The sequence below is a fragment of the Mesorhizobium sp. M9A.F.Ca.ET.002.03.1.2 genome (assembly GCF_003952365.1).
Lineage (GTDB): Bacteria > Pseudomonadota > Alphaproteobacteria > Rhizobiales > Rhizobiaceae > Mesorhizobium.
On the sequence record NZ_CP034443.1, the window covers coordinates 1,714,851 to 1,738,250 of the forward strand.

A 23,400-nucleotide genomic window follows, 5' to 3' on the forward strand; every position below is an offset into this window, starting at 1 on the left:
GGACGCCTGCACCCCTGGATTTCCGCTGTCGAACAAACCCGTCAGCCTGCGCCCCTCACGGCACGATCAGCGTGCCGGCGCCATGTTCGGTAAACAGCTCGAGCAGCACCGAATGCGGCGTCTTGCCGTTGAGGATGACGACGCCTTCGACGCCGCGCTCGATCGCCTCGATGCAGGTCTCGACCTTGGGGATCATGCCGCCCGACACCGTGCCGTCGCGGATCAGGGCCTTTGCCTCGGCCACGGTCAGCTCGTCGATGAGCTTCTTGTCCTTGTCGAGCACGCCGGGCACGTCGGTGAGGAACAACAGGCGTGTCGCCTGGCAGGCGCCGGCAATGGCGCCGGCGAAGGTGTCGGCATTGATGTTGTAGGTGTGGCCGTCGCGGCCCGGCGCCACCGGCGCCAGCACCGGGATCATTTCGGACCGCGCCAGAAGGTCGAGGAGCGTGCGGTCGACCTCGATCGGCTCGCCGACGAAGCCGAGATCGAGCACGCGCTCGATGTTGGAGTCCGGGTCGATCATGGTCTTGCGCGCCTTTTCGGCGAAAACCATGTTGCCGTCCTTGCCGCACAGGCCGATCGCCCATTCGCCCTCGGCATTGATCAGCGCGACGATCTCCTTGTTGATCGAGCCGGCCAGTACCATCTCGACGATCTCGACCGTCGTCTGGTCGGTGACGCGCAGGCCGCCCTCGAATTTCGATTCGATGCCCATCTTGGTCAGCATGGCGCCGATCTGCGGCCCGCCGCCATGCACGACGATCGGGTTGACGCCGGATTGTTTCAGCAACGCGATGTCGCGGGCGAAGGCCTTGCCGAGCGCATTGTCGCCCATGGCGTGGCCGCCATATTTCACCACGACCGTCTTGTTCTCGTAGCGCTGCATGTAGGGCAGCGCCCTCGAAAGCAGCGCGGCCTGCATTTCGGCGGTGGCGGCGAGGTCCGTCATCGGCATGGTTCCCAGCTTGGCATGAACGGCGGCGTCTTAGCGGGAATTACGGCAGGCCGCAAACAGCTTTGCTGTCACAATGATCAAATCGGTGCGTCTTTATGCCGGCCTCTGCAGCGGCGCCCGCAGCACCAATCAGCCCGAAATCCTTTCCATTTGCGCGGCGATCTCACAAAGGATTAAACAATCGAGCGGAGAACTCGCATCTGCCGCTGCGAAAACGGAAGCCCGTGATGCAAACATTTCGATCATCGGGAAGCCTTCAACAGTTCCTCTCAGCTTTCTCCGCGGTCCGCAATCTCTTCGTGCCGCCTCGGATCAGATGCAACGCCCTTGTAATCCACATTCATCGCATACGTGCACTTGCACATCAGAAATCCGTCACCGATGTTGCTGCTTGAAGCCCGGCATCCACCAGGATTGCCCTAGCAGACTTAACCTGGCATCACCAATTCGAGTATTGGGACGAGGTATACATCCTAGTCGCGTCGCTGAAAGGCGGTTATGTCGCGCCATCTTGGTTACCCGAACTGCTGACACTGATAGCAATTAGCTTCGAGTTGACTGTTATTTAGAACTCAGAAATGTTTCCGCGTAGCGTGGGCCAATGTTTCTGGCAAGGCGGCGGAATTCGTGATGACGACAAGCGCGATACCCTTGTGGAATTTTGGTCGCGGAAAGATCGCGAAAGTCAAATATCTCGACCACGCATATGACGGCCTGACTGCTTTCACCCCCTTCTGGGCAGGGGCCGCTATCTTCAGCATCGCCGGCGATACCTATGGCCTGATAGGCTACAAAGGACTTCTCTATGCCGTTCTGAGCTGGGGCGTGGTCCTGTTCAGCCTGCTTCTCTTACTCCATCCGCGACGGACGGACCTTCTGATCGGGCTCGTGTTAGTTTCGCTTACGCTCTATGCCCTGCGAATGCCGGTCGCCTCCAACAACAAGACGATCGCTGCGGTAATGGATGGGGCTATCCTGCTCAGCGTAGCGGTTCTCTATCTGCGGGCGGGCCGCGGCGGCTCCATAGACCGCATGGCGCTTTATGAACAGATCCGCGTCGTCGCCCGGTCGCTGCTCGCCATCATGTATTTCTACGGCATCTTCCACAAGATCAACACGGACTTCCTCGACCCTTCCGTGAGTTGCGCCGTCGGTCTCTACACGCCACTCGCGCGTCCGTTCGGGCTCGAGGACAATCTCTTCGGCCGGTATCTGGCGATTTACGTCACCTTCGTCATCGAGGCCATTGCCATCGTCTCGCTTTACTGGAAGCGCTATTTCGCCGTGGGGTTCATCCTCGCGCTCGTCTTCCACTACGTGATCCCGATCTCGGCCTATTCCTGGTACATGGACTTTTCCAGCCTGGTGTTCGCGCTATATGTGCTGAGCATCCCCGCGCCCGCCAGCCAGGCGCTCTATCGCATCTTGCTGGGAGCGGCCAATCCGTTACGCGTAACGTTCGGGCGGATCGGGATCTTGGTGCCGGGCGGAGCGGTTTTGCTGTTCACGGTCACCGTCGTCATGCTCCTCCATTACGCTTATCCCAGGGGCTCTTTCGACATGATGGTCCACTCCGTCTGGATCCTCATTTGGGCGGTAGTGGGCGGCGTGGCGATGATCGTGCTGGCCTATGTGGCCCTGCAGAACCTGCCTTGCCAGAACGTTTCCGCGCCGCGCCGGCCACTGTGGGTCTATTTGGTGCCGGGCATGTTCTTTCTCTCCTGTCTATCGCCCTATGTCGGGCTAAAGACAGAGAGCTCGATCAACATGTTCAGCAATCTGCATACGGAAGGCGGCCAGACCAACCATCTGCTCTTCACCAAACCGCCATACCTGTTCAACTATCAGAACGAGGTGGTGAAAATCGTCGATTCCTCGGAGCCCTATCTCGTCCGGCAGTCGCGGGCGGGCAATTACCACATCCTGCTCGATCTGAAGAGACGTCTCCGCTGGAATCCCGAGGCCTGGGTAACCTATGTGAAGGACGGCGAGACGGTCACGCGCGCGAAGGCGGCGACCTTTGCGGACGACATGCCCAACGTCCTTGAGCGCAAGTTCCTGGTTTTCAAGCTTGTGGATTTCTCGCGGCCGAAGGTCTGCACCCACTGACAACTGCCCCGCGGGCCGCCGGAATGTTCGACCGATCCAGGCCGTTGATCAATCCAGCCCGATATTTTGGAGGAAGCCCGGCGCGCATGTTCCAGGCCTCTTTCTGCTTTCTCGTTGAATCGCTCAAATGCTCACCCACCAGGGTTTGTCCTCGAGCATTTCCGGACTTCCGAATCCACTTCGTCGGGAAATGCTCTAAAGCGCGTCGCATTTGAATGCGACGCGCTTTAAGTTATTGTTTTTATGCAAGTCGTTATCGCAAAACCGCTGCGCACTTTTGCGCGACATGCATTAGCGGCGGTCAAGGTCGGCAGGGATGAGCGAGCGGCCGCGAAGCCGCAGGGTGGCCCGACGCCCGAGCTTGAGCGCCGGATAGATCAGCCGCGCGGCCGCCCTGTTTGAGAGGATCTTGCGGTTGAGCCAGCCAAAGAGCGAAGAAGAAGAGCTGAGGATCGCCAGGAGATTGATAGCTTCCTCGCCATGGTAGACGCGATCCTCGAAGACGAAGAGCATGCCCTCGTTCAAGTCGAAGCCCTGGCTCTGGAACCCGGCGACGCGCGGGTCGCCCGAGCGCGCGTCGAGCAACTCGACGGGACCGACGGCGGCGCGCAGCCGGGCAAAGCGGACATAGTTCTGGCAGAAGATGCAATCGCCGTCATAGACGATGAGCGCCGCTTTCCCGGACGGCTTCATTACCCCACCGGGTCCAGACCGAGTTCGGTCGGCGGTTCGGCGGGGCCATCGATCGCACAATTGCCGTAGAACGCGCAGCCCGAAATGACGGGCAGATTGCTGAGGGCATCGAAGACGCCTACGAATACCAGCCCGACAATGCCGAGCATCAAGAATTTCTTGTATGCGGACATATCGCGAAACATATGCGATCCTTGCTGAACATCGGACTTGGTCGATCCGACGTCAAAACGCGATCAACTTCAACCGGCTGAAGTCGGACACTTTTCGTGAGCACGGCGCCTATGCCAGCCGCTATCTCCAATCTTAAGGTCGCGGCTGAGACAATCGACCTACCCGGATAGTGCAGCGCAATAATGTGTGATGATCGGTGGAAAATCAAGCGGAATGGCGGATTTCGGAGGTTGCGGGAGCATTCCGGCACGTCGACGGCGATGTCGGTGATTTCAGGTTACCCGATCGCCCGTCAGCTATAAAACGCCACCGCTTTCGACCGGCACTTATTGCCCATACGGTTTGGTTGTATTCCGGTTTCCGTTCAGCCGGAGATGATCACCGCTAGCGGCAGGTGATTTCCCTGGGCAATCGACGTATGAATTGCGTGGCAGCTGCGCGGAACGTTTGGGTGGGCAACGACTTCCGCCGTTGCAAATATATCGCGATTGCCTAATTTGCCGAAATGACGCCGCGGGACATCAGCAACCTGATCGTTCGGACTTCGATGAAGGATCGAGCTGCGTTCGATCTGCTCTACCGGCAGACCAGCGCGAAACTTTTCGGCGTCTGCCTTCGTGTATTGAAGGATCGGGGGGATGCGGAAGAGGCTCTTCAAGAGGCCTTCGTCAAAATATGGACGAAGGCAGACCGTTTCGCCGTCTCGGATCTAAGCCCGATTTCCTGGCTGGTGGCCATTGCGCGCAATCATGCGATCGATCGGATAAGGGCGCGGCGAGAGCCTGCTGCCTATATCGATGCCGCGCTCGACGTGGCCGATCCGGCGCCGGGACCCGAGGCTGCGGCTGTTGCGGGAGGTGAATCCGAACGCGTCTACCGTTGTCTCGACCAATTGGAAAAGGACCGGGCGGCGGCCGTCCGGGGCGCCTATCTGGATGGCGAAAGCTATGCCGACCTGGCCGCACGCCATGGCGTGCCGCTGAACACGATGCGAACCTGGCTGCGGCGCAGCCTGTTGAAGCTCAGAGAGTGTCTGGAAAGATGACGCTGGCAGACGATAACGGACCGGATCCCGGGGGCGACGACCTGTTCGCCGCCGAATACGTTCTCGGCGTGCTGGACGCGGACGAACGCGAGATCGCGTCGCGCCGCATCGACGCGGACGCCGCTTTCGCACACCTTGTCGATGCCTGGGAGGTGCATCTTTCGCCGATGATCGCCGCCTATCCGGAGACAGAGCCGCCGATCAGGGTCAAGGAGGCAATAGATAGCCGGCTGTTCGTGGCAGAGCCTCGCGCGGGCCTCTGGTCAAGCCTTGCCTTCTGGCGCGGTCTTGCCGCCGCTTCCGTTGCGGCGCTGGCGATCACTATCGCCGTGCCTTACCTCAGCCCGCCGGTCGAGCAGCCGCAGCTCGTCGCCTCGCTGGCTGCCGACGGCAGCGACGTTAGATACCTTGTCGTCTACGACGCCGCCGATCGCGAGGTCGGCTTGTCGCATGTCTCCGGCGAGCGTGCCGCCGGCAAGGATTTCGAACTGTGGATGATCGAAGGCAAGAATGCGCCGGTCTCGATGGGCGTCATCCCGGCCGGTCAGACCGCGCGTATGACGATTGCGCCGGCCGTGCAGGAAAGACTTGCGCAGGGCGCCGTGCTTGCGGTCAGCGTGGAGCCGACGGGCGGTTCGCCGACCGGCCAGCCGACCGGACCGGTTGTCGCCGCGGGCGATCTGAGAGGCATCTGATCGCTTTCGCGTCACGCCTCTCAGGAAAGAAGAGCCAAAATCTATCCTCCTGAGAAAGAGAGGCTTGCAAACTTGTCAGCTGGCGAGCGATTATGCCTGGTAATTTGTGGCAAGACGAGATTTTTCCGGAGAGGACGAAACTCTCGTATTTCTGGTCCGTATCTCCTTGTGTTCCCAAAGAGGGGAACGATAACCCGAGGAGATTGACACCATGCGTAAATTCGCCACCCTTTTGCTTGCTGGAACGGTCGCCGCCTCCGCGCTCGCCACCGCCGCCTATGCCGAAAATCCGATGGTCGGCGGCGCCGCCATGTATGCCACCAAGACCATCGTCGAGAACGCCGTCAATTCGAAGGATCACACGACACTGGTCGCGGCCGTCAAGGCCGGCGGTCTGGTCGACACGCTGCAGAGTGCTGGTCCCTTCACCGTGTTGGCGCCGACCAACGACGCCTTTGCCGCGCTTCCGGTCGGCACGGTCGACATGCTGCTCAAGCCCGAAAACAAGGACAAGCTGGTCAAGATCCTGACTTGCCACGTCATCGGTGCCAAGGCGATGGCCGCCGACGTCACTAAGATGGCCATGGACGATGGTGGCGCGCACAAGGTCAAGACGGTTGGCGGCTGCGAGCTGACGCTCAAGGCCGATGGCGGCAAGGTCACCGCGACCGACGAGAACGGCAATGTCGCCAATGTGACGGTCGCCGATGTCGAGCAGTCGAACGGCGTCATCCACGTCATCGACAGGGTTCTCCTGCCGAAGATGTAACGAAGGGCCTGCTGCCAGCGAAGATATGGCTGAGGCTCCATGCCGATAGCGCGGGTTTCCGCTCGCGTGACCCGCGCTATCGACAAGCGTACACTCCGCACTGTCCACTCCAGGCGGGGGCAGGTGCGGAGTGCCCGTTTCAGGGGCTGGCTGTCACCGGCTTTTGATTTCCGTATGACGGTCGAATTTGGCAAACGAACAACAGGAGGAATGGTCATGAACCGTCGCGATCTTCTTTTATGCGGCGCGGCCGCCATTGGCGCTATTGCAGCCGCCACCGCTCTGATGCGCATGGGCGGACCGCAGGATGCACGCGCGGCCGAAACCTTCGAGGTTACCAAGACCGAGGCCGAGTGGCGCGCCATCCTGTCCGACGCGGCTTTCAAGGTGCTGCGCAAGGAAGGCACCGAATATCCGGGCACCAGCCCGCTGCTCAACGAACACCGCAAGGGCATCTTCGCCTGCGCCGGCTGCGACCTGCCGCTTTACTCCTCCGAGACCAAGTTCGATTCCGGCACCGGCTGGCCGAGCTTCTGGCAGGAGATTCCCAATGCTGTCGGCAAGACCGAAGACAGGTCGTTGGGCATGACACGTACCGAGGTCCACTGCCGCCGTTGCGGCGGTCATCTCGGCCACGTCTTCGAGGACGGCCCGCCGCCGACCGGCTTGCGCCATTGCATCAACGGCGTCGCCCTGACCTTCAAGCCAGCCACCGCCTGATGGCCTGCAAGCTGTCTCCTAACCATAGCCCTAGTTGAGGTCGAACAGGGTGATGGCGGGTTTGGTCAACATCAGCCAAAAGATCGCGATCGCTGCGAAAAAGGCTGGAAAACCGAAAGCAAACCAGATGCGATAGAGCCGATGGAAGCTGGGCGGCAGGGTGGCCGCCTCGGCGGCTGCATACCTTGCCATGTCGCGCAAGCGGATCTGGATCCAGACCACCGGCAGCCAGAAAAGGCCAATGAAGACATAAAGCACCAGTGACACGATGAGCCAGCCCTCGTTGAGCGGCCAGCCGGTGACACGCGCCAGCCCGTATCCTGTCAACGGCTGGAGCACGACAGCTGTTGCCGTGAAGACGGCATCGGCGACGACAACGATGCCGGCGACATCAGCGATAATGCGAGGGTCGCGGGTTCGCACCGCCATTGCCATGAAGAAGGCGATGCCGGCGCCGGTGCCGAACAGCACTGTCGCGCCGAGTACGTGGACAAGCCGAAGAAAGTCTTCGAGCACCATCAGCGTTCATCCAAAGTGGCAAGAGCTGCAAGCGTCAGCAGAATCGACGGCACCACCTTGACGAGAACTCCGAGCGGATCGAGCCAAAGTGCGGGTTCGGTGAGCGTTGCGGCAACAAGATAGGCGAGCGTCAGGAAGATCATGCCGACAAGAGCACGCCTTGCCCAGGGTCGGTATAGGACGCTAAGCCCGAGAACGATGTCGGCGAGGCATGTCGCGACCACCATGATGCTTGCAAGGCGATCAGGCAGAAGGGCGGCGAAATGGCTTCGCGCCGCCTCGAACCTAAGGAAGGGCACCAGGCCGGAGATCAACCAGAACAGCGACAAGACAATGATGGTTGGCGATTTCAGCAGATAGAGGCGGGCGAACCAGATGTCCTGGACCCCTGCAGGGGCGGCAGCCAGGGTCTCGGCCGCCGACGAGAGAGGCGGATCGTTGTTCCGTGGCCGTCGGATTTCGACACCACCTGACATGACCGCCATCGCGGTCGAGCGGAGCGGCGAACGCCAACCGAGCCTGCCGGCCATATCGGCGAGCCATGTCACCGGTCGCGCGACTGCGGACGGCACGGCAATTACCGGAGCTGAAGGGAGGCCGAGCCAGCTACGGTGTAATAGAACCAGTTCCTTCAGCGTGAGCCTTTCATTGCTGCCGAGAGCAACATCGGATCCGGGTGGCAGGGTGCCCTGAATGGCCGCGTTGACGGCGCTCGCGACGTCGTCAAGGGCAACTGTCGTGATGGGGCTGTTGGCGTAAACCAGCGGGATCGCCAATGGAAAGGCTGCGAGAGCCCTTAGCAACGCGGAGCCACCATGCGCATTGCGGCCGAGGACAAGCGCCGGACGAAGGATGACATAAGGTATGCCGCTTGCGGCGAGAGCCGCGTCTGCCCGCCGCTTGGTGTCGAGAAAGGGAAGGTTACCGCCAACGCTTTCCGTCTCCGCCGATATCTGGACGATTAACAGCCCTCTTTCCCGCGCCGCCTCGTAGAGCGCCAGCATCGCCTTTTCCTGGGTTGCGTCGAGATCGTCCGAAAGGCCATCCTGCAGCGCGCCGGCGCAATTGACGACAGCCTGCTGGCCATCCAGCGCGCGCTGCCAATCCTCGCTTTGTGTCATGCCGGCGAGATCCGCCGCCAGCCAGCGGACATGCGGCATCTTCAATGCGGCACGCGCGGGATCGCGCCCAAGTCCCGTGACCTGATGGCCTTCGTCCGCCAGTCTTCTCGTGACGGCGGAACCGATGAAGCCGGTCGCGCCGAGAATCAGGATGTTCATGCCGGAACTTTAGCCGAAACCAGCTAACGGATGTCGCGCAAGAACATGGCAGCATTTGATTTTTCGCATGACCCCGAAAATTGCTTTTCGGTCATGCGCGAGGATGCCGGACGGAGCCAGCGCTCCTTAGTGCCCGCCGCCGCCGCCCGGTTCCGCCGGCTTGCGGATGAACAGGACGAAGATCGCCAGCGTGGCGAACAGCGCCGTCAAGAGGTAGAACACGTCCATGAAGGACAGCAGCGACGCCTGTTGCTGGACCGTGGCGGACAGTTTGGAGATAGCCGCCTTGGAGGCGTCCAGGCCGGCATTCTGCTGGAAGTCGAGCGTCATGTTCTGCAGCTTGGTCTGCGCCTCGGCACTGCCCCATTGCACATGCTCGGCCAGCCTTGCGTAGTGGAAGGCGTTGCGGTCGATCAGCACGGTGTTGATGACGGCAAGGCCGACCGCGCCACCGAGGTTGCGGGTGAGGTTGAACAGGCCGGATGCGTTCTTCAGCCGCTCGGGCGGCAGCGTCCCCAGCGCGATGTTGTTGATCGGCACCATGCACAGCATCATCGAGGCGCCGCGCAGGATCTGCGGCACCAAAAGTTCCCAGAAATCCCAGTCGGCGGTCAGATGGGTCATCCGCCAGGTCCCGGCTGCGAAGCCGAGGAAGCCGATCATCATCATCAGCCGCGGATCCATCTTGCGTGACAGGATGCCGGAAATGGGCGCGGTGGCGAACATGGCCAGGCCGCTGACGAACAGCGCCTCGCCGATCATCAAGGAATCGTAGCCGCGGATGCGTCCGAGGAACACCGGATAGAGATAGGTCAGGCCGTAGAGGCCGATGCCGATGACGAAGGAGAACAGCGAGCCGAAAGCGAAGTTGACGTTGGTGAAGGCTTTCAGGTCGACGATCGGCTCCTCGGCGGTGAAGGCGCGCCAGAAGAACAGCACCGCGCCGGTCGTCATCAGAATGGCGCAGATGAAAACGGCCTGGTCCTGAAGCCAGTCATTGTTAGGACCCTCCTCGAGCACATATTCGAGCGAACCGAGGAAGGCTGCCATGCCGGCAAGGCCCCACCAGTCGAACTTGCGGAACAGGCTGAGATCGGGCTTGTCGAAGTCGATCAGCGACCATGCCGCGGCGGTCACCAGGATGCCGGGCACCACATTGATCAGGAACAGCCAGTGCCAGGACATGGCATGGCTGATATAGCCGCCGACGGTCGGGCCGATGGTCGGCGCCAGCGTCGCCACCAGACCGATCATCGGCGACACCATGGCGCGGCGCGACGGCGGAAAGATGGTGAACGCGGCAGCGAAGACGCTCGGAATCATGCCGCCGCCGATGAAGCCCTGGATGGCGCGGTAGACGATCATCTGATCGATGTTGGTGGCGGTCGCCGCCAGCGCACTGGCCGCAGTGAAGCCGGCTGCGGAGACGGTGAACAGCACACGCGTCGACAGCATCCGGCTGAGAAAACCGGACAGCGGGATCATGATGACTTCGGCGATCAGATAGGCGGTCTGCACCCACGGGATCTCGTCGGAGCTTGCGCTCAAGCCCGCCTGGATCTCGGACAGCGAGGCCGAAACGATCTGGATGTCCAGGATCGCCATGAACATGCCGAACACCATAGCCAGGAAGGCGATGATGCGACGCGGCTCGATGTGATCGACCGGCTTGGCCGGCTCCGATCCCGCGGTCAGGGTTGCGGTCGCCATGACGCTGCTCCCGGCCGCTTACTTCGATGCGGAAGGTGCGGTGCGGCTGTCGACGGCGACGACGACGCTGAGGCCCGCGCGCAGCTTGCCTGTCTTCAGCACGTCCGCCGGCACGTCGATGCGAACCGGGACACGCTGCACGACCTTGGTGAAATTGCCGGTGGCGTTTTCCGGCGGCAGCAGCGAGAACACCGCGCCGGAAGCCGGCGCCAGCGACGAGACGGTGCCTTCGAAATCCTGGCCATCGATCGCATCGACCGAAATCCTGACCTTTTCGCCGGGCACCAGTTGGGCAAGCTGGGTCTCCTTGAAATTGGCGACGATATAGAGCTTGTCCATCGGCACGATGACGGCGAGCTTCTGTCCGGGGCTGATCAGGTCGCCCTGCTCGACGGAGCGGTTGCCGACCACACCGTCATAGGGCGCGCGCAGCACGGTGAAGGACAGATCCCGCGCGGCTTTGTCCCGGGCAAGCTGCAGCGACGCCAGCGTGCTTGCCGTCTCCGCGCGCTGCGCCTGAAGCACACCGATATTGGCCTGCGCCGCCGCGATCTGGGCGTCGGCGCCTGCAAGCGCGGCATTGGCCTGCTCGACCGCGGTCTGGGCATCATCCAGTTGAGCCTGGGTGCCGACATGTGTCTTCAGCAACTGGGCGGCGCGCGCTTGAACACGCGCCGCATTGTCGGCGGCGGCCTGATCGGCGGTCTTCTGCGCCTGCGCCTGATTGAGCGTTGCGCGCGCCGCCTCGGTCTGGGCGTCGATGCGGTCGAGCGTCTTGCTCAAGGTGGCGATCTCAGCCTCGGCCTGGGCGACCGCTATCTTGTAGTCGCCGTTGTCGACGATCAGCAGCGGGTCGCCGGCTTTCACCTGCTGGTTCTCGATTACCTTGACCTGATCGACATAGCCGGAGATTTTCGGCGAAATGAACGCCATGTCGGCCTGGACATAGGCGTCGTCCGTTGAGATCATGAAGCGCCCGTCGGTCCAATAGTCGTAGCCGTACCAGGCGCCGGCGCCCAGCAAGCCAAGCGCGATGACGGGCAGCAGAAAGGAGCGCGCCGAACGTTTCTTTTTGGCCGGCGCCTCGGCCGGAGGGCTGATTGCGGGCACGGTCGGTGCGTTCGGCGCCTCGGTTGCTGGCGCGACCTTGGCGTTGGGGAATGGACGGACTTCGGCGGTGACTGGCGCGTTCGAGGACATTGGGGATCTCTCTGGCATCTCTTTGGGAAAATCAGTCAGACTGAACCGTTCGGTTCGATGCGAGCATTGACTTAGCGCGGAGAGAGCCCCATATCAAGGGCGATCGAACCGATCGGTTCGAATATTTTTCGAGGTGTGACCTTATGACCGACCCTGACACCGGCCCTCTGCCTGACGCTGGCAAGGACCCGTGCGACTTGCTGGACAGCCTGCGCCGCGGCCGCCCGGCAGCGGGACAGGATCCGGTCAAGCGCAGCCAGATCATCGACGGCGCGCGCCGTGTTTTCATCGACAAGGGCTTCGAAGCTGCGTCGATGAACGACATCACCCGTGAGGCCGGCGTTTCCAAGGGAACGATCTATGTCTACTTCGCCAACAAGGAAGAGCTGTTCGAGGCGCTGATCGAGGAAGAACGCGGCACGATTTTCAAGAATATGTATGATATGCTCGACCGCGCCGACGACCTTCGCGAGACGCTGGTGAAGTTCGGAAAGGTGCTGTCCCTCAAGATCACGTCGGCTAAGGTCGTTCAGGCGCAGCGTACGGTGATCGGCGCGTCCGACAGGATTCCCGAACTTGGCGCGCGTTTTTACGAACGCGGCCCGAAACGCGGCCATGACAAGGTCGTGGCCTTTCTCAATGCCGCCATCGAGCGCGGCATGCTGCGGATAGACGATGTCGATCTTGCCGCCTATCAGTTCACTGAACTGTGCCTGGCCGGTCTCTTCCGTCAGTGCATATTCGCCTACCGCACCAAGGCACCCAGCCAGGATGAAATCGACCACATCGTCAGGTCAGGCGTCGGCATGTTCCTGAAGGCTTACGGCACCGAAAGGCTTGCGGCGGAAGAAAGCACCCAAACGATTGCACTAGAGGCGAAGAGCTAACTTCTTTTTTGCGCAATTCCTGACGGAAAACCGCTACACGCCTTTCCTGGAATTGCCCTAGCCGCCATTGGCCGCAAGCGCGATCGCGGCGCGCAATTCCTCGAGGCCCTCGCTCTTTTCCGACGATGTGGCAAGAACGAACGGAAACGCGGCCGGCCGCTTCTTGATCTTCTGGAGGGTCTCCTCGATCAGTCGCGGCACGCCGGCCGCCTTGATCTTGTCGGTCTTGGTCAGCACGATCTGGTAGGACACCGCCGCCTTGTCGAGCAGCGACAGCACTTCGTCATCCTTGGCCTTGATGCCATGGCGGGCGTCGATCAGCACGTAGACGCGCTTCAGCGTGACGCGGCCCTTAAGATAGTCGAAGACGAGCTTCGTCCAGTCGTCGACCTTTTCCTTGGGCGCGGTGGCGTAGCCGTAGCCCGGCATGTCGACCAGCGCCATCGGCGGCAGATCGGCGCCGTCGCCGGAAAATCCACCCGGAACGAAATAGTTGAGTTCCTGCGTCCGGCCCGGCGTGTTGGACGTGCGCGCCAGCCCCTTCTGATTGACCAGCGCATTGATCAGCGACGATTTGCCGACATTCGAGCGGCCGGCAAAGGCGATTTCCGGCGGTCCTTCCGGCGGCAGGAACTTCATCGCCGGCACGCCGCGGATGAAGATCCACGGCCGCGTGAACAGCTCGGTGCCGATCACGGTCTTGTTCAACGCGTTCAAACCGCTGCCTCCAGAAGAGAAATATCGGCGCCACGAATGGCATTGAGGTTGCGGCTGATCTTTTCCACCGGCCAGTCCCACCACGACACCGCCAAAAGCCGCCAGATGGTCCTGTCGTCGAAGCGCATCTTCACCACCTTGGCCGCATTGCCGGCGACGATCGCATAGGGTGGCACGTCATGCGTCACCACCGATTTTGCCGCAACGATGGCGCCATGGCCGATCGTCACGCCGGGCAGGATCACCGCCTCCATGCCGATCCATACATCATTGCCGAGCACTGTGTCGCCGCGCAATTCCTTCGACCAGGTCGCCGGGTCGAAACCCTCTTCCCAACCATGACCGAAGATGTTGAACGGATAGGTCGAAAAACCGGACATGGCATGATTGGCGCCGTTCATGATGAAGCGCGCGCCCTCGGCGATGGCGCAGAACTTGCCGATGATCAGCCGGTCGCCGATGAATGGATAATGATGCAGCACGCATCGCTCGGCGAATTTGTCCGGCCCGTCCGGATCGTCGTAATAGGTGAAGTCGCCGATCTCGATGTTCGGCGCCGTGATCAATCCCTTCAGGAAACCGACGCGCGTATGCATCGGGATCGGGTGTTTGATATTGGGGTTGGGTCCGATCATGGTCTGGCTCCATCGACGAAAACAGGCAAGGTCAAAATAGCGCGATCCGCCCGGCAGCACCAACCGCGTGCGGAGCGGATCATCCTTACCTGTTCATCGACGGAGCACTCCTGAAACGAGAGCGAGCTTATAATGCATGTTGCGCAAAAGTGTGCAGCGGTTTTGCGATAACGACATGCATAAAAACCAGAACCTAAAGCGCGTCGCATGAATCCGTTCAAACGCGACGCGCTTTAGGGATGTGTCGCGGCGGCGTCTATCGTTGGGCCGACTGGTTCGCCGTTCGATGGCGGCTCGGCTTGTGCGAAAAAGCCCCGGTCCGGCCGGGGCTTTGCTGGATTCGCAAAAAGGGATCGCCGGCTATTCCGCCGGCGACGGTTTCTTCCGAAAAAGCGCGACCAGATTGTCCCACAACTCGATTTTGGCGCCCTGGCGCTTCATGATGACGCCTTGCTGGATGATCGAAAGCAGGTTGTTCCAGGCCCAGTAGATGACGAGGCCGGCCGGAAAGCCCGCCATCATGAACGTGAAGACCACCGGCATCCAAGTGAAAATCATGGCCTGCGTCGGGTCCGGCGGCGTCGGGTTCATGCGCATCTGCAGGAACATGGTGACGCCCATGATCAGCGGCCAAACGCCGATCATCAACATAGCTGGCAGGGTAATCGGGATGAGGCCGAACAGGTTGAAGAGCGAGGTCGGGTCGGGTGCCGCCAGATCCTGGATCCAGCCGAAGAACGGTGCGTGCCGCATCTCGATGGTGATGTAGAGCACCTTGTAGAGCGCGAAGAAGACCGGGATCTGCAGCGCCACCGGCCAGCAGCCGGCGAGCGGATTGATCTTCTCGGTCTTGTAGAGCTCCATCATCGCCTGTTGCTGCTTCATCTTGTCGTCCGCGTACTTCTCGCGGATCTCCAGCATCTTGGGCTGCACCTTCTTCATGTTCGCCATCGACGCGTAGGACTTGTTGGCGAGTGGGAAGAAGAGGGCCTTGACGACCACGGTGGTGGCAAGGATGGCCAGGCCGAAATTGCCGAAGAATTTGTACATCGTGTCGATCAGATAGAACATCGGCTTGGTGATCCAGATGAACCATCCCCAGTCGATCAAACGGTCGAACAGCCTGATGTTGCGGTCCTGCGCATAGGCGTTGACCTTGGCGACTTCCTTGGCTCCGGCGAAGATCTCGGTCTCGACAGTTGCCGACTGGCCGGCATCAACGGTGATCGGATCGGTGAGGAAGTCGGCCTGGTAGCGAGGGCGGCCGTCCTCGAAATAGGCGTAATGCGGCTGGAACGGCTGCTTCTCGGTCGGCACCAGCGTCACCGCCCAGTATTTGTCGGTGATGCCCAGCCAGCCATCGGTCGACTTGCCCGGCGTGTACTGCTTGTCGTCCTCGACGGCCGCGTATTTGTGTTCCTGCAGGCCTTCCGTGCCGGTGACGCCGATCAGCCCCTCATGCAGCACATAGATGCTGGCAACGGCAGGCTTGTCGAAGCGGGTGACACGGCCGTAGTTCGACAGGGTGACGGCGGCCGAACCCGAATTCTGCACCGTGTCCGAGACCGTGAACATGTAGTCGCTGTCGACGGAGAAAGTGCGCTTGAAGGTCAGGCCCTTGTCGTTTGTGAAGGTCAGCGTGACCGGGGTCGCCGGCGTCAGTGTCGCATTGCCGTCGACGGTCCACACCGTTGCCGGCCCTGGCAGCGTGCCGATCTTGTCGCTGCCGACAAAGCCGATCTCGGCATAGTAGCCAGTTGGCAGCGTCGCCGGGTTGAGCAGTTCGATCTCGGGCGAGTTCTTGTCGACCGTCAGCGTGTAGTGCTTGAGCTTGAGGTCGTCGAGACGGGCGCCGGTGAGGTTGATCGAGCCCTCCAGGCTCGGCGTGTCGATCTTGATGCGCTGCGTCGACGCCAGCGCCTGCTCGCGGCTGGCCGGCGTCGTGCCGTCGGTTCCCGGTGCATTGGCGCCCGGTGCATTCGGAATGGCGCCTTGCTGCGGCGCCGGCGTTTCACTGCTGCCCGGACTGGCGCTTTCGGCCGCCTTCTTCTGCTCCGCTATCCGCTGCTCTTCTATACGGGCCGCCTCGCGTTGCGCCTCGCTGCGCGGCAGCACGTAAAAATACTGCCAAAGCGACAGGATCAGCACCGACAGCGCGATGGTGATGAAGAAGTTCCGGTTGTTTTCCATCGAAAGCCTTGGCCTATCGTGTTCCGCGCAGTCGGCGGGAAAGTTCGGCCTTCAGCTGGCCGAATGGAATGGTAAGCACATCTTCGCGTCCGACGATGACATAGTCATTGCCAGGCGCCATGTCACCCGCTGCATGCGTGCGCACGGCTTCCCTCAGCCGCCGCCGGATGCGGTTGCGGACGACTGCGTTGCCGACCTTCTTGGTGACCGTGTAGCCGACACGAGGCGCCTCGCTGTCGCTGCGGTCCAGAACCTCGACGAGAAAAAGCCGCCCGCGGCGCTTCTCGCCACGCCGGGCAGCCAGGAATTCCGCGCGTTTCAGAAGCCGTTTGGGATGTGCTCCCGCTGGCTTGCCGGTTGCGGGCAACGATCTCGTCTTTCGCTCGGGTCAGGCGCTGAGCCGCTTCCGGCCGCGGTTGCGGCGGGCTGCGACGACGCCACGACCACCCTTGGTGGCCATGCGGGCACGGAACCCGTGCCGGCGTTTGCGGACGAGTTTGGACGGTTGGTAGGTACGCTTCATTTGTTTTAATACCGCGGGGTGCGGCCCTTCTTGATTCTGTCACTTTGTAACAGGAGCTTTGCCGGGCCGGTTTTGGCGCGATCGAAACCGCGCCGGGACGAATGGCCCGAGCGTGAGCGGGCTTATAGAAAGAAGGGTTTTGGAAGTCAATCCGGCGCCGGCATCCGGCGCCGCGGGGCCGATGGCTGAAGTCTTGGCGGTCTTACCCCATGTTGGGACGAAGGACGAAATTGGCAAAAATGCCGCAATGGCCTAATCTTGGCTGATCAAGTGATCGTGAAGACAAAAGCAGCATGAGTGAAATACCACCCGCGGATGAAAGGATCGATCGGGCGGCGGCCGACGCCCGATCGGTGCCTTTATCGCGTGGATTGTCGACAAAGCTCCTGCTGCTCACCATTGTCTTCGTGCTCCTGGCCGAAGTCCTTATCTTTCTGCCCTGGATCGCCAGCTACAGGCTGAGTTGGCTGAAGGAAAGGCTGAGCACCGCCGCGGCCGTATCGATCGTGCTGGTGCAGGGAGAGCCCGCCTCGCTCTCCCGCGCCGCCCAGAACGACGTGCTGACGGCGATCGGCGCCAAGGCGATCGCCGTGCGCGACGGCGGCGTCTCGCGCCTTTTGGTCGTGGCGGAAATGCCGCCGCAGGTCGACGAGCATATCGACATCGCCAATGTCGGCCTGGTCGAGGGCATGACCAGCGCTTTGGACACGCTGTTTTTCGGCGGCGAGCGGATGCTGCGCGTATTCGGGCCGGTCGGCGACAGCGACAAGGAATTCGAGCTGATCATGCCCGATTACAGCCTGCGCAATGCCATGCTCATCTATTCGCGCAACGTCGCCTTCGTCTCGCTGCTGATCTCGCTGTTCACCGCCATGCTGGTCTACGCCGCCATAGACCTGATCATGATCGGTCCGATCCGGACGATGACGCGCTCGATGTTGGCCTTCTCAGAGGCGCCGGACGACCCCGGGCGGATCATCCGCCCTGCCGCCCGCGCCGACGAGATCGGCGTCGCCGAGCGCGAGCTTTCGCAGATGCAGGAGCGGCTGCAAAAGATGCTTGCCGAGCAGAAACACCTCGCCGACCTTGGCCTCGCCGTGTCGAAGATCAATCACGACATGCGCAACATCCTGGCGTCGGCGCAGCTGATGTCGGACCGCCTGCGTCAGGTTCAGGACCCGACCGTGCAGGCCTTTGCGCCGAAACTGCTGCGCGCGCTTGATCGTGCCGTGTCCTATTCGGAAGGTGTGCTCGCCTATGGCCGTACCCAGGAGCCGCCGCCGTCGCGCCGCAGGCTCAGGCTGCGCCAACTGGTCGACGACGTCCACGGCCTGCTCGACACCGAAGGCGGCATCGAATTCGTCAATGCCGTCGATCTGGCCTTCGAGGTGGATGCCGATTCCGATCAGCTCTTTCGCGTGCTCAGCAATCTTTGCCGCAACGCCGTGCAGGCGATGGCGGCGGACGCGGAAAGTGCGGTGGTGCGCCGGTTGGCGGTGTCGGCCGAGCGCTTGGGCAGCGTCAGCCGCATCACGGTCACCGACACCGGCCCCGGCCTGCCGCCGAAGGCGCGCGAGAACCTGTTCGCGGCGTTCCGCGGCTCGGCCCGCAGCGGCGGCACCGGCCTTGGCCTGGCGATTGCCCATGAATTGATCCGCGCCCATGGCGGCACTGTGGAGCTTGTCGAAAGCAGAGGCGGCCGCACCACATTCGCGGTCACCATCCCCGACCAGCCGGTCCGGCTCGACCAGGCCCGCAACAGCCTGCGCCGCCCGGCCTGATCCTCGCCCCGCCTGATCCGCGCCTTGGCCGGGTCCCCCTCCGATCCTCGCCCCCTACGATCCTGGCCAAGCCACGAACAACAAAACTTTTGCCGGATCGACTTGCTTTTCGGAAATTCAGTCGCTAGGGAACACGTCACATTCGCGGCCGGTCGCCAGGATCGGATCGCGGGGCTATGCAAAGCATGGCCTGTTGCGCGCCCGTAGCTCAGCTGGATAGAGCACCAGACTACGAATCTGGGGGTCAGGAGTTCGAATCTCTTCGGGCGCGCCAATTGGAATGTACATCCCAACCTAGTTAATCGCACAGACCAAATTGCGATGAAGGGCGAGGCAGCGCTGAACTTGTTGTTGGCCCTGCCGGGCTATCCTCGCCAGCGGAGCGCTTCGACCAGGAGAGCGAACGCGGGGAATTCTGGCGGCGGCTTGGATAATAGAGATGATAGCGGGCACCAGTCCTCCAGCACTGCTGAAGCCGTCCTTCAGCAAGGAAGGGGCGCAGCGCGTGGTCTGGCAGGCAGGCAAGGCCCAGGCCGTTCAATGCGGCGTCGCCCTCCGCCGATGCGGCGACGAATGGCTCCGGACGAAGCAGATGATGGCTGACGAAGGTCAGAACGGTATAGCCACAATCGTCACGCATTTGTGAGCTGTGTCGATAAGCCTATCCGGGATTATGGGTCTTATCTTGGGCCGAGCGTCGCCTTAAGTGTCAGTAAAAGAGTCCGTACATGGCCCGCCGCTCAGGAATAATGCTGATGGAACGCAAGCTCGCGGCAATCATGGCCGCCGATATCGTCGGCTACAGCCTGCTGATGGCTGAAAACGAGGCTTCCACCTACGCGAAGCTGCGCGCTGTTTTTGATGAGCTCATTGACCCGTCCATTGCCTGCCATGGCGGGCGCATCGTCAAGACGACGGGAGACGGCTTTCTCGCCATGTTTCCCAGCGTCAACGAAGCGGTTGATGCGGCGCTGGCCATACAGGAGGGCTTCGACAAAGGCCCGTTCGAGCTGCGCATCGGCATCAATCTTGGCGATGTCATCGAAGATGACGGCGACGTATACGGCGATGGCGTCAATGTGGCCGCCCGTCTTGAGGCCATGTGCGATCCGGGGCAGATATTCGTCAGCGGCGCCGTGGTGATGGCGGCCGACCGCAACAGCGCGGACAGGTTCGTCCGCATCGGCCGCAGGCGGGCCAAGAACATTCCCGAACTTCTCAACGTCTACCGCGTAAGGCGTGCGGGCTCTCTGTGGTCGCCATGGCGACAGGTGCCGCAGGTGCTGCGCAGCACCGCCGCCCGCTGGTCTTATGGCGCGGCCGCCATAGCCCTCATCCTCATCGGCACCCAAATCCAGCCGCTCTCCCTGGCAGCCATGGTCAGCCGCATCCCGGCGGCCTTGTCGATGGACCAGAGCCGCGCCGACCCCAGGCCGTCAGTGGCGGTCATGCCTTTTGCCGCGATGAGCGGCAGCGGCGAGCAATCGTATTTCGCGGACGGACTGACCGAGGATGTGACGACAGCCCTTGCCCGCAATTCAGAGCTGCAGGTAATCGCGCGCGATTCCACCTACGCCGCGCACGGGCAGGATACGGACGTGCGCAAGCTCGGGGCGAGGCTCGGCGTTGATTATGTGGTTGAAGGCAGCGCCCGCCGTGAAGGCGACCAGCTTCGCGTGTCGGCGCAGCTGATCGATGTAAAGACAGGCGCGCATCTGTGGTCGCGCAGTTTTGACCGGCAGGTCGCCGACGTGTTCACCGTCCAGAGCGAGCTGACCACTGAAATCGTCGCGCAGATCGCGCCCTATATCGGCAGGAGCGAGGCGGCGGCGGCAGCGGAGCGCCCGACCGACAATCTGCAGGCCTATGACCTCGTGCTGCAGGCCCGCAACCGCTACCGGCACGGCGCCAATGACCCGCAGGACATTCTGGAAGCGCGGGGCCTCTACCAGCGCGCCCTTGAAATGGACCCGTCCTATGCGGCCGCCCGAGCCGGCCTCGCGCTGACCTATATCGCCAGCGTGGCGCAGAGCGGTGACGGCCGGGCAAACGCCGCGGAGCTCCATCTTGGGCTTAGCGAAGCCCGGCAGGCGGTCCGTCTCGATCCCAATCTTGGCCTTGGCTATCAGGTCATCAGCTTCGGACTTGCCGTGCAGGGCGACTATTCAGGCGGCTTGCAGGCCGCACGGCGCGCTGTGGAGCTCAACCCTAACGATCCCGACAGCATGATGGCGCTTGCAAAGGCGCAGGTGCGCTTCGGGGAATATGATGATGCCGTCGCCAACGCAGAGCGGGCCCGCCGCCTTCATCCTATGGCGCCCGAGTACTATGCCTATGTGCACGGGCAGGCGCTCTACGCGGCTGACCGCCGCGATGAGGCTTCCGCGGTCATAGAGGAATGCCTGATCCGGGCGCCGCGCGATGCAAACTGCCTTCTGATTCAGGCCGCTTTGCAGGGCGGGGGCGGAGAGGTCGAGGCAGCCCAGCAGACGATGGCAAAGCTGATTGAGGCGCATCCGGAATTCTCGCTGGAAGCAGAGCGCGCCTACCGCCGGTTCGGTGACAGGCCGCTGATGGAAGAGTTCCTGCAGGACCTCGCGCAGGCCAAGGCCCCTGAATCCGCCTGAAGGTTTTTACAGAGCGACTTCAATCACATAGCGGTTCCCAGTTTCGTCTCGTCCGGCGCGCCATAAACCGCCGATAGCCCTCCATGGTACGGTGTAGCCGCCGATCTTAGATCGCACTGTCTGACGCGCACGTTGTGCAGCTGCGCCCGCCGACGCGCCATCGTCGCGACTTCCCGCGCATGGCGCCGCGATCGGGTGTCATTGCAGCATTCGCCCTATCGTTGCCAGAAGCGCTTGGCGATTTCTGCCTCGACCTGCCGTCTCGTCAGACCCATATCGTCGATCAAATGGGGATTGGTCCTCGAGATTTGCTCAAGTTCCCAGCGAAAGCGTATCCGCCAGCTCCAGGTCGCGATAATGCTTCGCAGGGTCGCCAGGCCGTAGTGCCGGCGCGACATTTCAGCCAGTCCCAAAGGCGTTCCCGGCCGCGCTGCCTGATGCGGGGCCGCAAGGGTATCGTTCATAGCAACCTCCATATGGTTTGAAGATCCGGGGGACCCTCGACTTGAAAGAGGTTGAATTCTGCAGGATACGAACAGCGTCGTAATTAAGCCCTTCCAAATAGTTCTCAAAACTTCCAAACGGGCTATAGATGCCCCTATGCAGGGATCGCGCTTTGCCTTTGGTCCGTTTGTGCTTGATCCGGGCGCGGGAACGCTCCTTCGCGACGATGTCCCCGTTGGTGTTGGCTACCGCGGGCTAAAGCTGCTTGCGGCGCTCGTCGGACGGCCCGGTGAAATCCTGGGAAAAGCCGAGTTGATGGACGCGGCGTGGCCGGGCACGGCCGTCGAGGAAGGCAACCTCACCGTCCAGATCGCGCTGCTGCGGAAGCTGCTTGGTCCGGTCGCCGACGGTGGTCAATGGATCGCTACGGTCCCACGCGTCGGCTACCGCTTCACGGGGGCTATCGAACAGCTCGGTGACACGAAGCGAAAACCTTTGCCGCTGCCCGACAAACCATCGATAGCCGTACTGCCCTTCGTCAATGTCAGCAACGATCCCGAGCAGGAATCCTTCGCGGATGGGTTGACCGAAGACCTGATCACCGACCTGTCCAGGATCTCCGGCCTGTTCGTCATCGCACGCAACTCGGCCTTTGCCTACAAAGGAAAGGCGATGGACGTGCGCGAGATCGCACAGGACCTTGGCGTGCGCTACCTGCTGGAAGGGAGCGCAAGGCGCGCAGCGAGGCGCGTGCGCATCAACGCCCAGCTGGTCGACGCGGAGAGTGGCGAGCATCTGTGGGCGGAACGCTTCGATCGCAGCGTGGAAGATATCTTTGCCGTTCAGGACGAGGTGACGGCCAAGATCGTGGAGGCGTTGCTCGGCCGGCTGCGCGCACCGCCGCCGCGCAATCGGCCCAAAAATCTCGAGGCTTACGATCTCTGCGTGCGGGCGCGCAAGCTCATGGATGATCAGCCGCAGACGGCACGGGAAGCGCATCTGATGCTCACGCGCGCGGTTTCGCTCGATCCGGGGTACGCCGAGCCCTATCGCTGGCTTGCCATGAACCACTGGATGGGATGGGTGCATTCCGGCGGACCAACGGAATCTTCCCGTAGCCTTGCGTTGGAACTGGCGCGCAAGGCCGTGGCGATCGATCCCAACGATGCCGGCTGCCGCTGGGTCCTGGCTTACCTGCTTGCCTATGACCGCAGCTTCGCCGACGCGGATGCGGAATTCGCCAAGGCGATCGAGCTCGACCCGAACGAGGCCGATGCCTGGGCGGCATTGTCCGACATCGCGGTCCTGGCCGGGCGGGTCGAGGAGGGCCTCGAGCACATTCGCAAGGCGTTCCGGCTGAACCCGTTCCCGGCAAGTTGGTACTATCTGACGCTCGGCCAGGCGCAATATGCGGCCGGCGAATACGAAGCCGCTGTCGAGACGCTGCGCAGGGACGAGACTTATCGTACGAGCTCACGCCGTTTCCTGGCGGCAAGCCTCGCGCAACTCGGCCGGCTCGACGAGGCGCGCGCGGAGGTCGAATTGTTCCTCGTCGGCAACCCGCATTTCACAACCCGCCACTGGGCCACGACGGAGCCATTCCGCGACGCTGCGACGCTTGAGCATTTCGTTGATGGTTTCCGCAAGGCCGGTCTTCCGGAGTGACGGCCGGCGTGATCGAGCGCGCTGTCCTCGAGATCATCTGGTTCGAGATATCGATCAAGGCA

General features: G+C 61.9%; 25 protein-coding genes, 1 tRNA gene and 1 pseudogene. 12 read left to right on the forward strand and 15 right to left on the reverse strand.

Translation table 11 applies throughout. The features are described 5' to 3' along the window. Positions 1 to 55: 55 nt before the first annotated feature. Positions 56 to 949, reverse strand: a complete 894-nt coding sequence (gene argB / locus EJ066_RS08600) for an acetylglutamate kinase (RefSeq protein ID WP_126036749.1) — start codon at positions 947 to 949, stop codon at positions 56 to 58. 164 nt (positions 950 to 1,113) lie between these two features. Here argB and EJ066_RS31780 point away from each other — a divergent pair. Both EJ066_RS31780 and EJ066_RS08610 read left to right on the forward strand, forming a co-directional pair. After that, positions 1,114 to 1,350 (forward strand): annotated as a pseudogene (locus tag EJ066_RS31780) (DDE-type integrase/transposase/recombinase); the annotation flags it as partial. Between the two features lie 235 nt (positions 1,351 to 1,585). Beyond that, positions 1,586 to 3,064 carry a thiol-disulfide oxidoreductase gene (locus EJ066_RS08610; RefSeq protein WP_126036751.1) on the forward strand — a complete coding sequence of 493 codons (1,479 nt, stop codon included), beginning with the start codon at positions 1,586 to 1,588 and terminating at the stop codon, positions 3,062 to 3,064. Between the two features lie 291 nt (positions 3,065 to 3,355). On the opposite strand, the gene EJ066_RS08615 is transcribed toward EJ066_RS08610, so the two are convergent. From EJ066_RS08615 to EJ066_RS31785, 3 genes are all read right to left on the reverse strand, one after another. Next, a complete protein-coding gene (locus EJ066_RS08615; protein WP_126036753.1) occupies positions 3,356 to 3,757 on the reverse strand; it encodes a DCC1-like thiol-disulfide oxidoreductase family protein in 402 nt (133 codons plus the stop codon). After that, positions 3,757 to 3,942 (reverse strand): hypothetical protein, encoded by a 186-nt coding sequence (locus EJ066_RS08620; protein ID WP_126036755.1) that lies wholly within the window; start codon positions 3,940 to 3,942, stop codon positions 3,757 to 3,759. Before EJ066_RS08620 ends, EJ066_RS08615 begins: the two co-directional genes overlap by 1 nt. A 353-nt stretch (positions 3,943 to 4,295) precedes the next feature. After that, on the reverse strand, positions 4,296 to 4,589 hold the full coding sequence (locus EJ066_RS31785) for a hypothetical protein (RefSeq protein ID WP_245455259.1): 294 nt from the start codon (positions 4,587 to 4,589) through the stop codon (positions 4,296 to 4,298). Between EJ066_RS31785 and EJ066_RS08625 the strand changes: the two genes are divergently transcribed. The 4 genes from EJ066_RS08625 to msrB all read left to right on the forward strand — a co-directional run bounded on the left by EJ066_RS08625 (position 4,479) and on the right by msrB (position 7,160). Further along, positions 4,479 to 4,976: a sigma-70 family RNA polymerase sigma factor gene (locus EJ066_RS08625; protein ID WP_245455103.1), complete on the forward strand. Its 498-nt coding sequence runs from the start codon at positions 4,479 to 4,481 to the stop codon at positions 4,974 to 4,976. The genes EJ066_RS31785 and EJ066_RS08625 overlap by 111 nt on opposite strands. Further along, positions 4,973 to 5,671, forward strand: a complete 699-nt coding sequence (locus tag EJ066_RS08630; RefSeq protein WP_126036759.1) for an anti-sigma factor — start codon at positions 4,973 to 4,975, stop codon at positions 5,669 to 5,671. Before EJ066_RS08625 ends, EJ066_RS08630 begins: the two co-directional genes overlap by 4 nt. Before the next feature lie 211 nt (positions 5,672 to 5,882). Continuing rightward, positions 5,883 to 6,440 carry a fasciclin domain-containing protein gene (locus tag EJ066_RS08635; RefSeq protein ID WP_126036761.1) on the forward strand — a complete coding sequence of 186 codons (558 nt, stop codon included), beginning with the start codon at positions 5,883 to 5,885 and terminating at the stop codon, positions 6,438 to 6,440. 216 nt (positions 6,441 to 6,656) lie between these two features. Continuing rightward, positions 6,657 to 7,160, forward strand: coding sequence for a peptide-methionine (R)-S-oxide reductase MsrB (gene msrB / locus EJ066_RS08640; protein WP_126036763.1), 504 nt, complete (start codon positions 6,657 to 6,659; stop codon positions 7,158 to 7,160). Positions 7,161 to 7,190: 30 nt separating this feature from the next. On the opposite strand, the gene EJ066_RS08645 is transcribed toward msrB, so the two are convergent. The 4 genes from EJ066_RS08645 to EJ066_RS08660 all read right to left on the reverse strand — a co-directional run bounded on the left by EJ066_RS08645 (position 7,191) and on the right by EJ066_RS08660 (position 11,869). Continuing rightward, positions 7,191 to 7,676 (reverse strand): DUF2269 domain-containing protein, encoded by a 486-nt coding sequence (locus EJ066_RS08645; RefSeq protein ID WP_126043791.1) that lies wholly within the window; start codon positions 7,674 to 7,676, stop codon positions 7,191 to 7,193. 2 nt (positions 7,677 to 7,678) lie between these two features. Continuing rightward, positions 7,679 to 8,959, reverse strand: coding sequence for an SDR family oxidoreductase (locus EJ066_RS08650; RefSeq protein ID WP_126036765.1), 1,281 nt, complete (start codon positions 8,957 to 8,959; stop codon positions 7,679 to 7,681). Between the two features lie 126 nt (positions 8,960 to 9,085). Beyond that, entirely contained in the window at positions 9,086 to 10,669 is a 1,584-nt protein-coding gene (locus EJ066_RS08655) for a DHA2 family efflux MFS transporter permease subunit (protein ID WP_126036767.1), read from the reverse strand. An 18-nt stretch (positions 10,670 to 10,687) separates the two neighbouring features. Beyond that, the gene (locus EJ066_RS08660) at positions 10,688 to 11,869 is read right to left on the reverse strand and encodes an HlyD family secretion protein (protein WP_126036769.1); all 1,182 of its coding nucleotides are present in this window, start codon (positions 11,867 to 11,869) and stop codon (positions 10,688 to 10,690) included. Between the two features lie 143 nt (positions 11,870 to 12,012). On the opposite strand from EJ066_RS08660, the gene EJ066_RS08665 reads away from it, so the two are divergent. Then, complete coding sequence (locus tag EJ066_RS08665; protein WP_126036771.1) at positions 12,013 to 12,756, forward strand: TetR/AcrR family transcriptional regulator; 744 nt, start codon at positions 12,013 to 12,015, stop codon at positions 12,754 to 12,756. A gap of 57 nt (positions 12,757 to 12,813) precedes the next feature. Here EJ066_RS08665 and yihA read toward each other — a convergent pair whose 3' ends face one another. The 5 genes from yihA to rpmH form a co-directional block, all read right to left on the reverse strand. Further along, complete coding sequence (gene yihA, locus EJ066_RS08670) at positions 12,814 to 13,473, reverse strand: ribosome biogenesis GTP-binding protein YihA/YsxC (RefSeq protein ID WP_126036773.1); 660 nt, start codon at positions 13,471 to 13,473, stop codon at positions 12,814 to 12,816. After that, a complete protein-coding gene (locus tag EJ066_RS08675; protein ID WP_126036775.1) occupies positions 13,470 to 14,108 on the reverse strand; it encodes a CatB-related O-acetyltransferase in 639 nt (212 codons plus the stop codon). The genes yihA and EJ066_RS08675 overlap by 4 nt, the downstream gene beginning before the upstream one ends. A 360-nt stretch (positions 14,109 to 14,468) precedes the next feature. Beyond that, on the reverse strand, positions 14,469 to 16,298 hold the full coding sequence (yidC, locus tag EJ066_RS08680) for a membrane protein insertase YidC (protein WP_126036777.1): 1,830 nt from the start codon (positions 16,296 to 16,298) through the stop codon (positions 14,469 to 14,471). A 13-nt stretch (positions 16,299 to 16,311) separates the two neighbouring features. Next, on the reverse strand, positions 16,312 to 16,665 hold the full coding sequence (rnpA, locus tag EJ066_RS08685) for a ribonuclease P protein component (protein WP_126036779.1): 354 nt from the start codon (positions 16,663 to 16,665) through the stop codon (positions 16,312 to 16,314). 21 nt (positions 16,666 to 16,686) lie between these two features. Continuing rightward, entirely contained in the window at positions 16,687 to 16,821 is a 135-nt protein-coding gene (gene rpmH / locus EJ066_RS08690) for a 50S ribosomal protein L34 (protein ID WP_008833937.1), read from the reverse strand. 293 nt (positions 16,822 to 17,114) lie between these two features. On the opposite strand from rpmH, the gene EJ066_RS08700 reads away from it, so the two are divergent. Then, positions 17,115 to 18,602, forward strand: coding sequence for a HAMP domain-containing sensor histidine kinase (locus tag EJ066_RS08700; protein WP_126036782.1), 1,488 nt, complete (start codon positions 17,115 to 17,117; stop codon positions 18,600 to 18,602). 197 nt (positions 18,603 to 18,799) lie between these two features. Further along, positions 18,800 to 18,876 (forward strand) — tRNA-Arg (locus EJ066_RS08705). Positions 18,877 to 18,900: 24 nt separating this feature from the next. Here EJ066_RS08705 and EJ066_RS31790 read toward each other — a convergent pair. After that, a complete protein-coding gene (locus tag EJ066_RS31790; RefSeq protein WP_245455191.1) occupies positions 18,901 to 19,134 on the reverse strand; it encodes a hypothetical protein in 234 nt (77 codons plus the stop codon). Between EJ066_RS31790 and EJ066_RS31795 the strand changes: the two genes are divergently transcribed. Both EJ066_RS31795 and EJ066_RS08715 read left to right on the forward strand, forming a co-directional pair. Then, complete coding sequence (locus EJ066_RS31795) at positions 19,042 to 19,248, forward strand: hypothetical protein (RefSeq protein WP_245455260.1); 207 nt, start codon at positions 19,042 to 19,044, stop codon at positions 19,246 to 19,248. The two genes, EJ066_RS31790 and EJ066_RS31795, sit on opposite strands and share 93 nt — an antisense overlap. A gap of 109 nt (positions 19,249 to 19,357) precedes the next feature. Next, entirely contained in the window at positions 19,358 to 21,229 is a 1,872-nt protein-coding gene (locus tag EJ066_RS08715; protein WP_126036784.1) for a tetratricopeptide repeat protein, read from the forward strand. 215 nt (positions 21,230 to 21,444) lie between these two features. On the opposite strand, the gene EJ066_RS08720 is transcribed toward EJ066_RS08715, so the two are convergent. Continuing rightward, positions 21,445 to 21,693: a DUF1127 domain-containing protein gene (locus EJ066_RS08720; RefSeq protein WP_126036786.1), complete on the reverse strand. Its 249-nt coding sequence runs from the start codon at positions 21,691 to 21,693 to the stop codon at positions 21,445 to 21,447. Between the two features lie 136 nt (positions 21,694 to 21,829). Here EJ066_RS08720 and EJ066_RS08725 point away from each other — a divergent pair, with 136 nt between their 5' ends. Continuing rightward, the gene (locus EJ066_RS08725; RefSeq protein WP_126036788.1) at positions 21,830 to 23,338 is read left to right on the forward strand and encodes a winged helix-turn-helix domain-containing tetratricopeptide repeat protein; all 1,509 of its coding nucleotides are present in this window, start codon (positions 21,830 to 21,832) and stop codon (positions 23,336 to 23,338) included. The last annotated feature ends 62 nt before the right edge of the window (positions 23,339 to 23,400 follow it).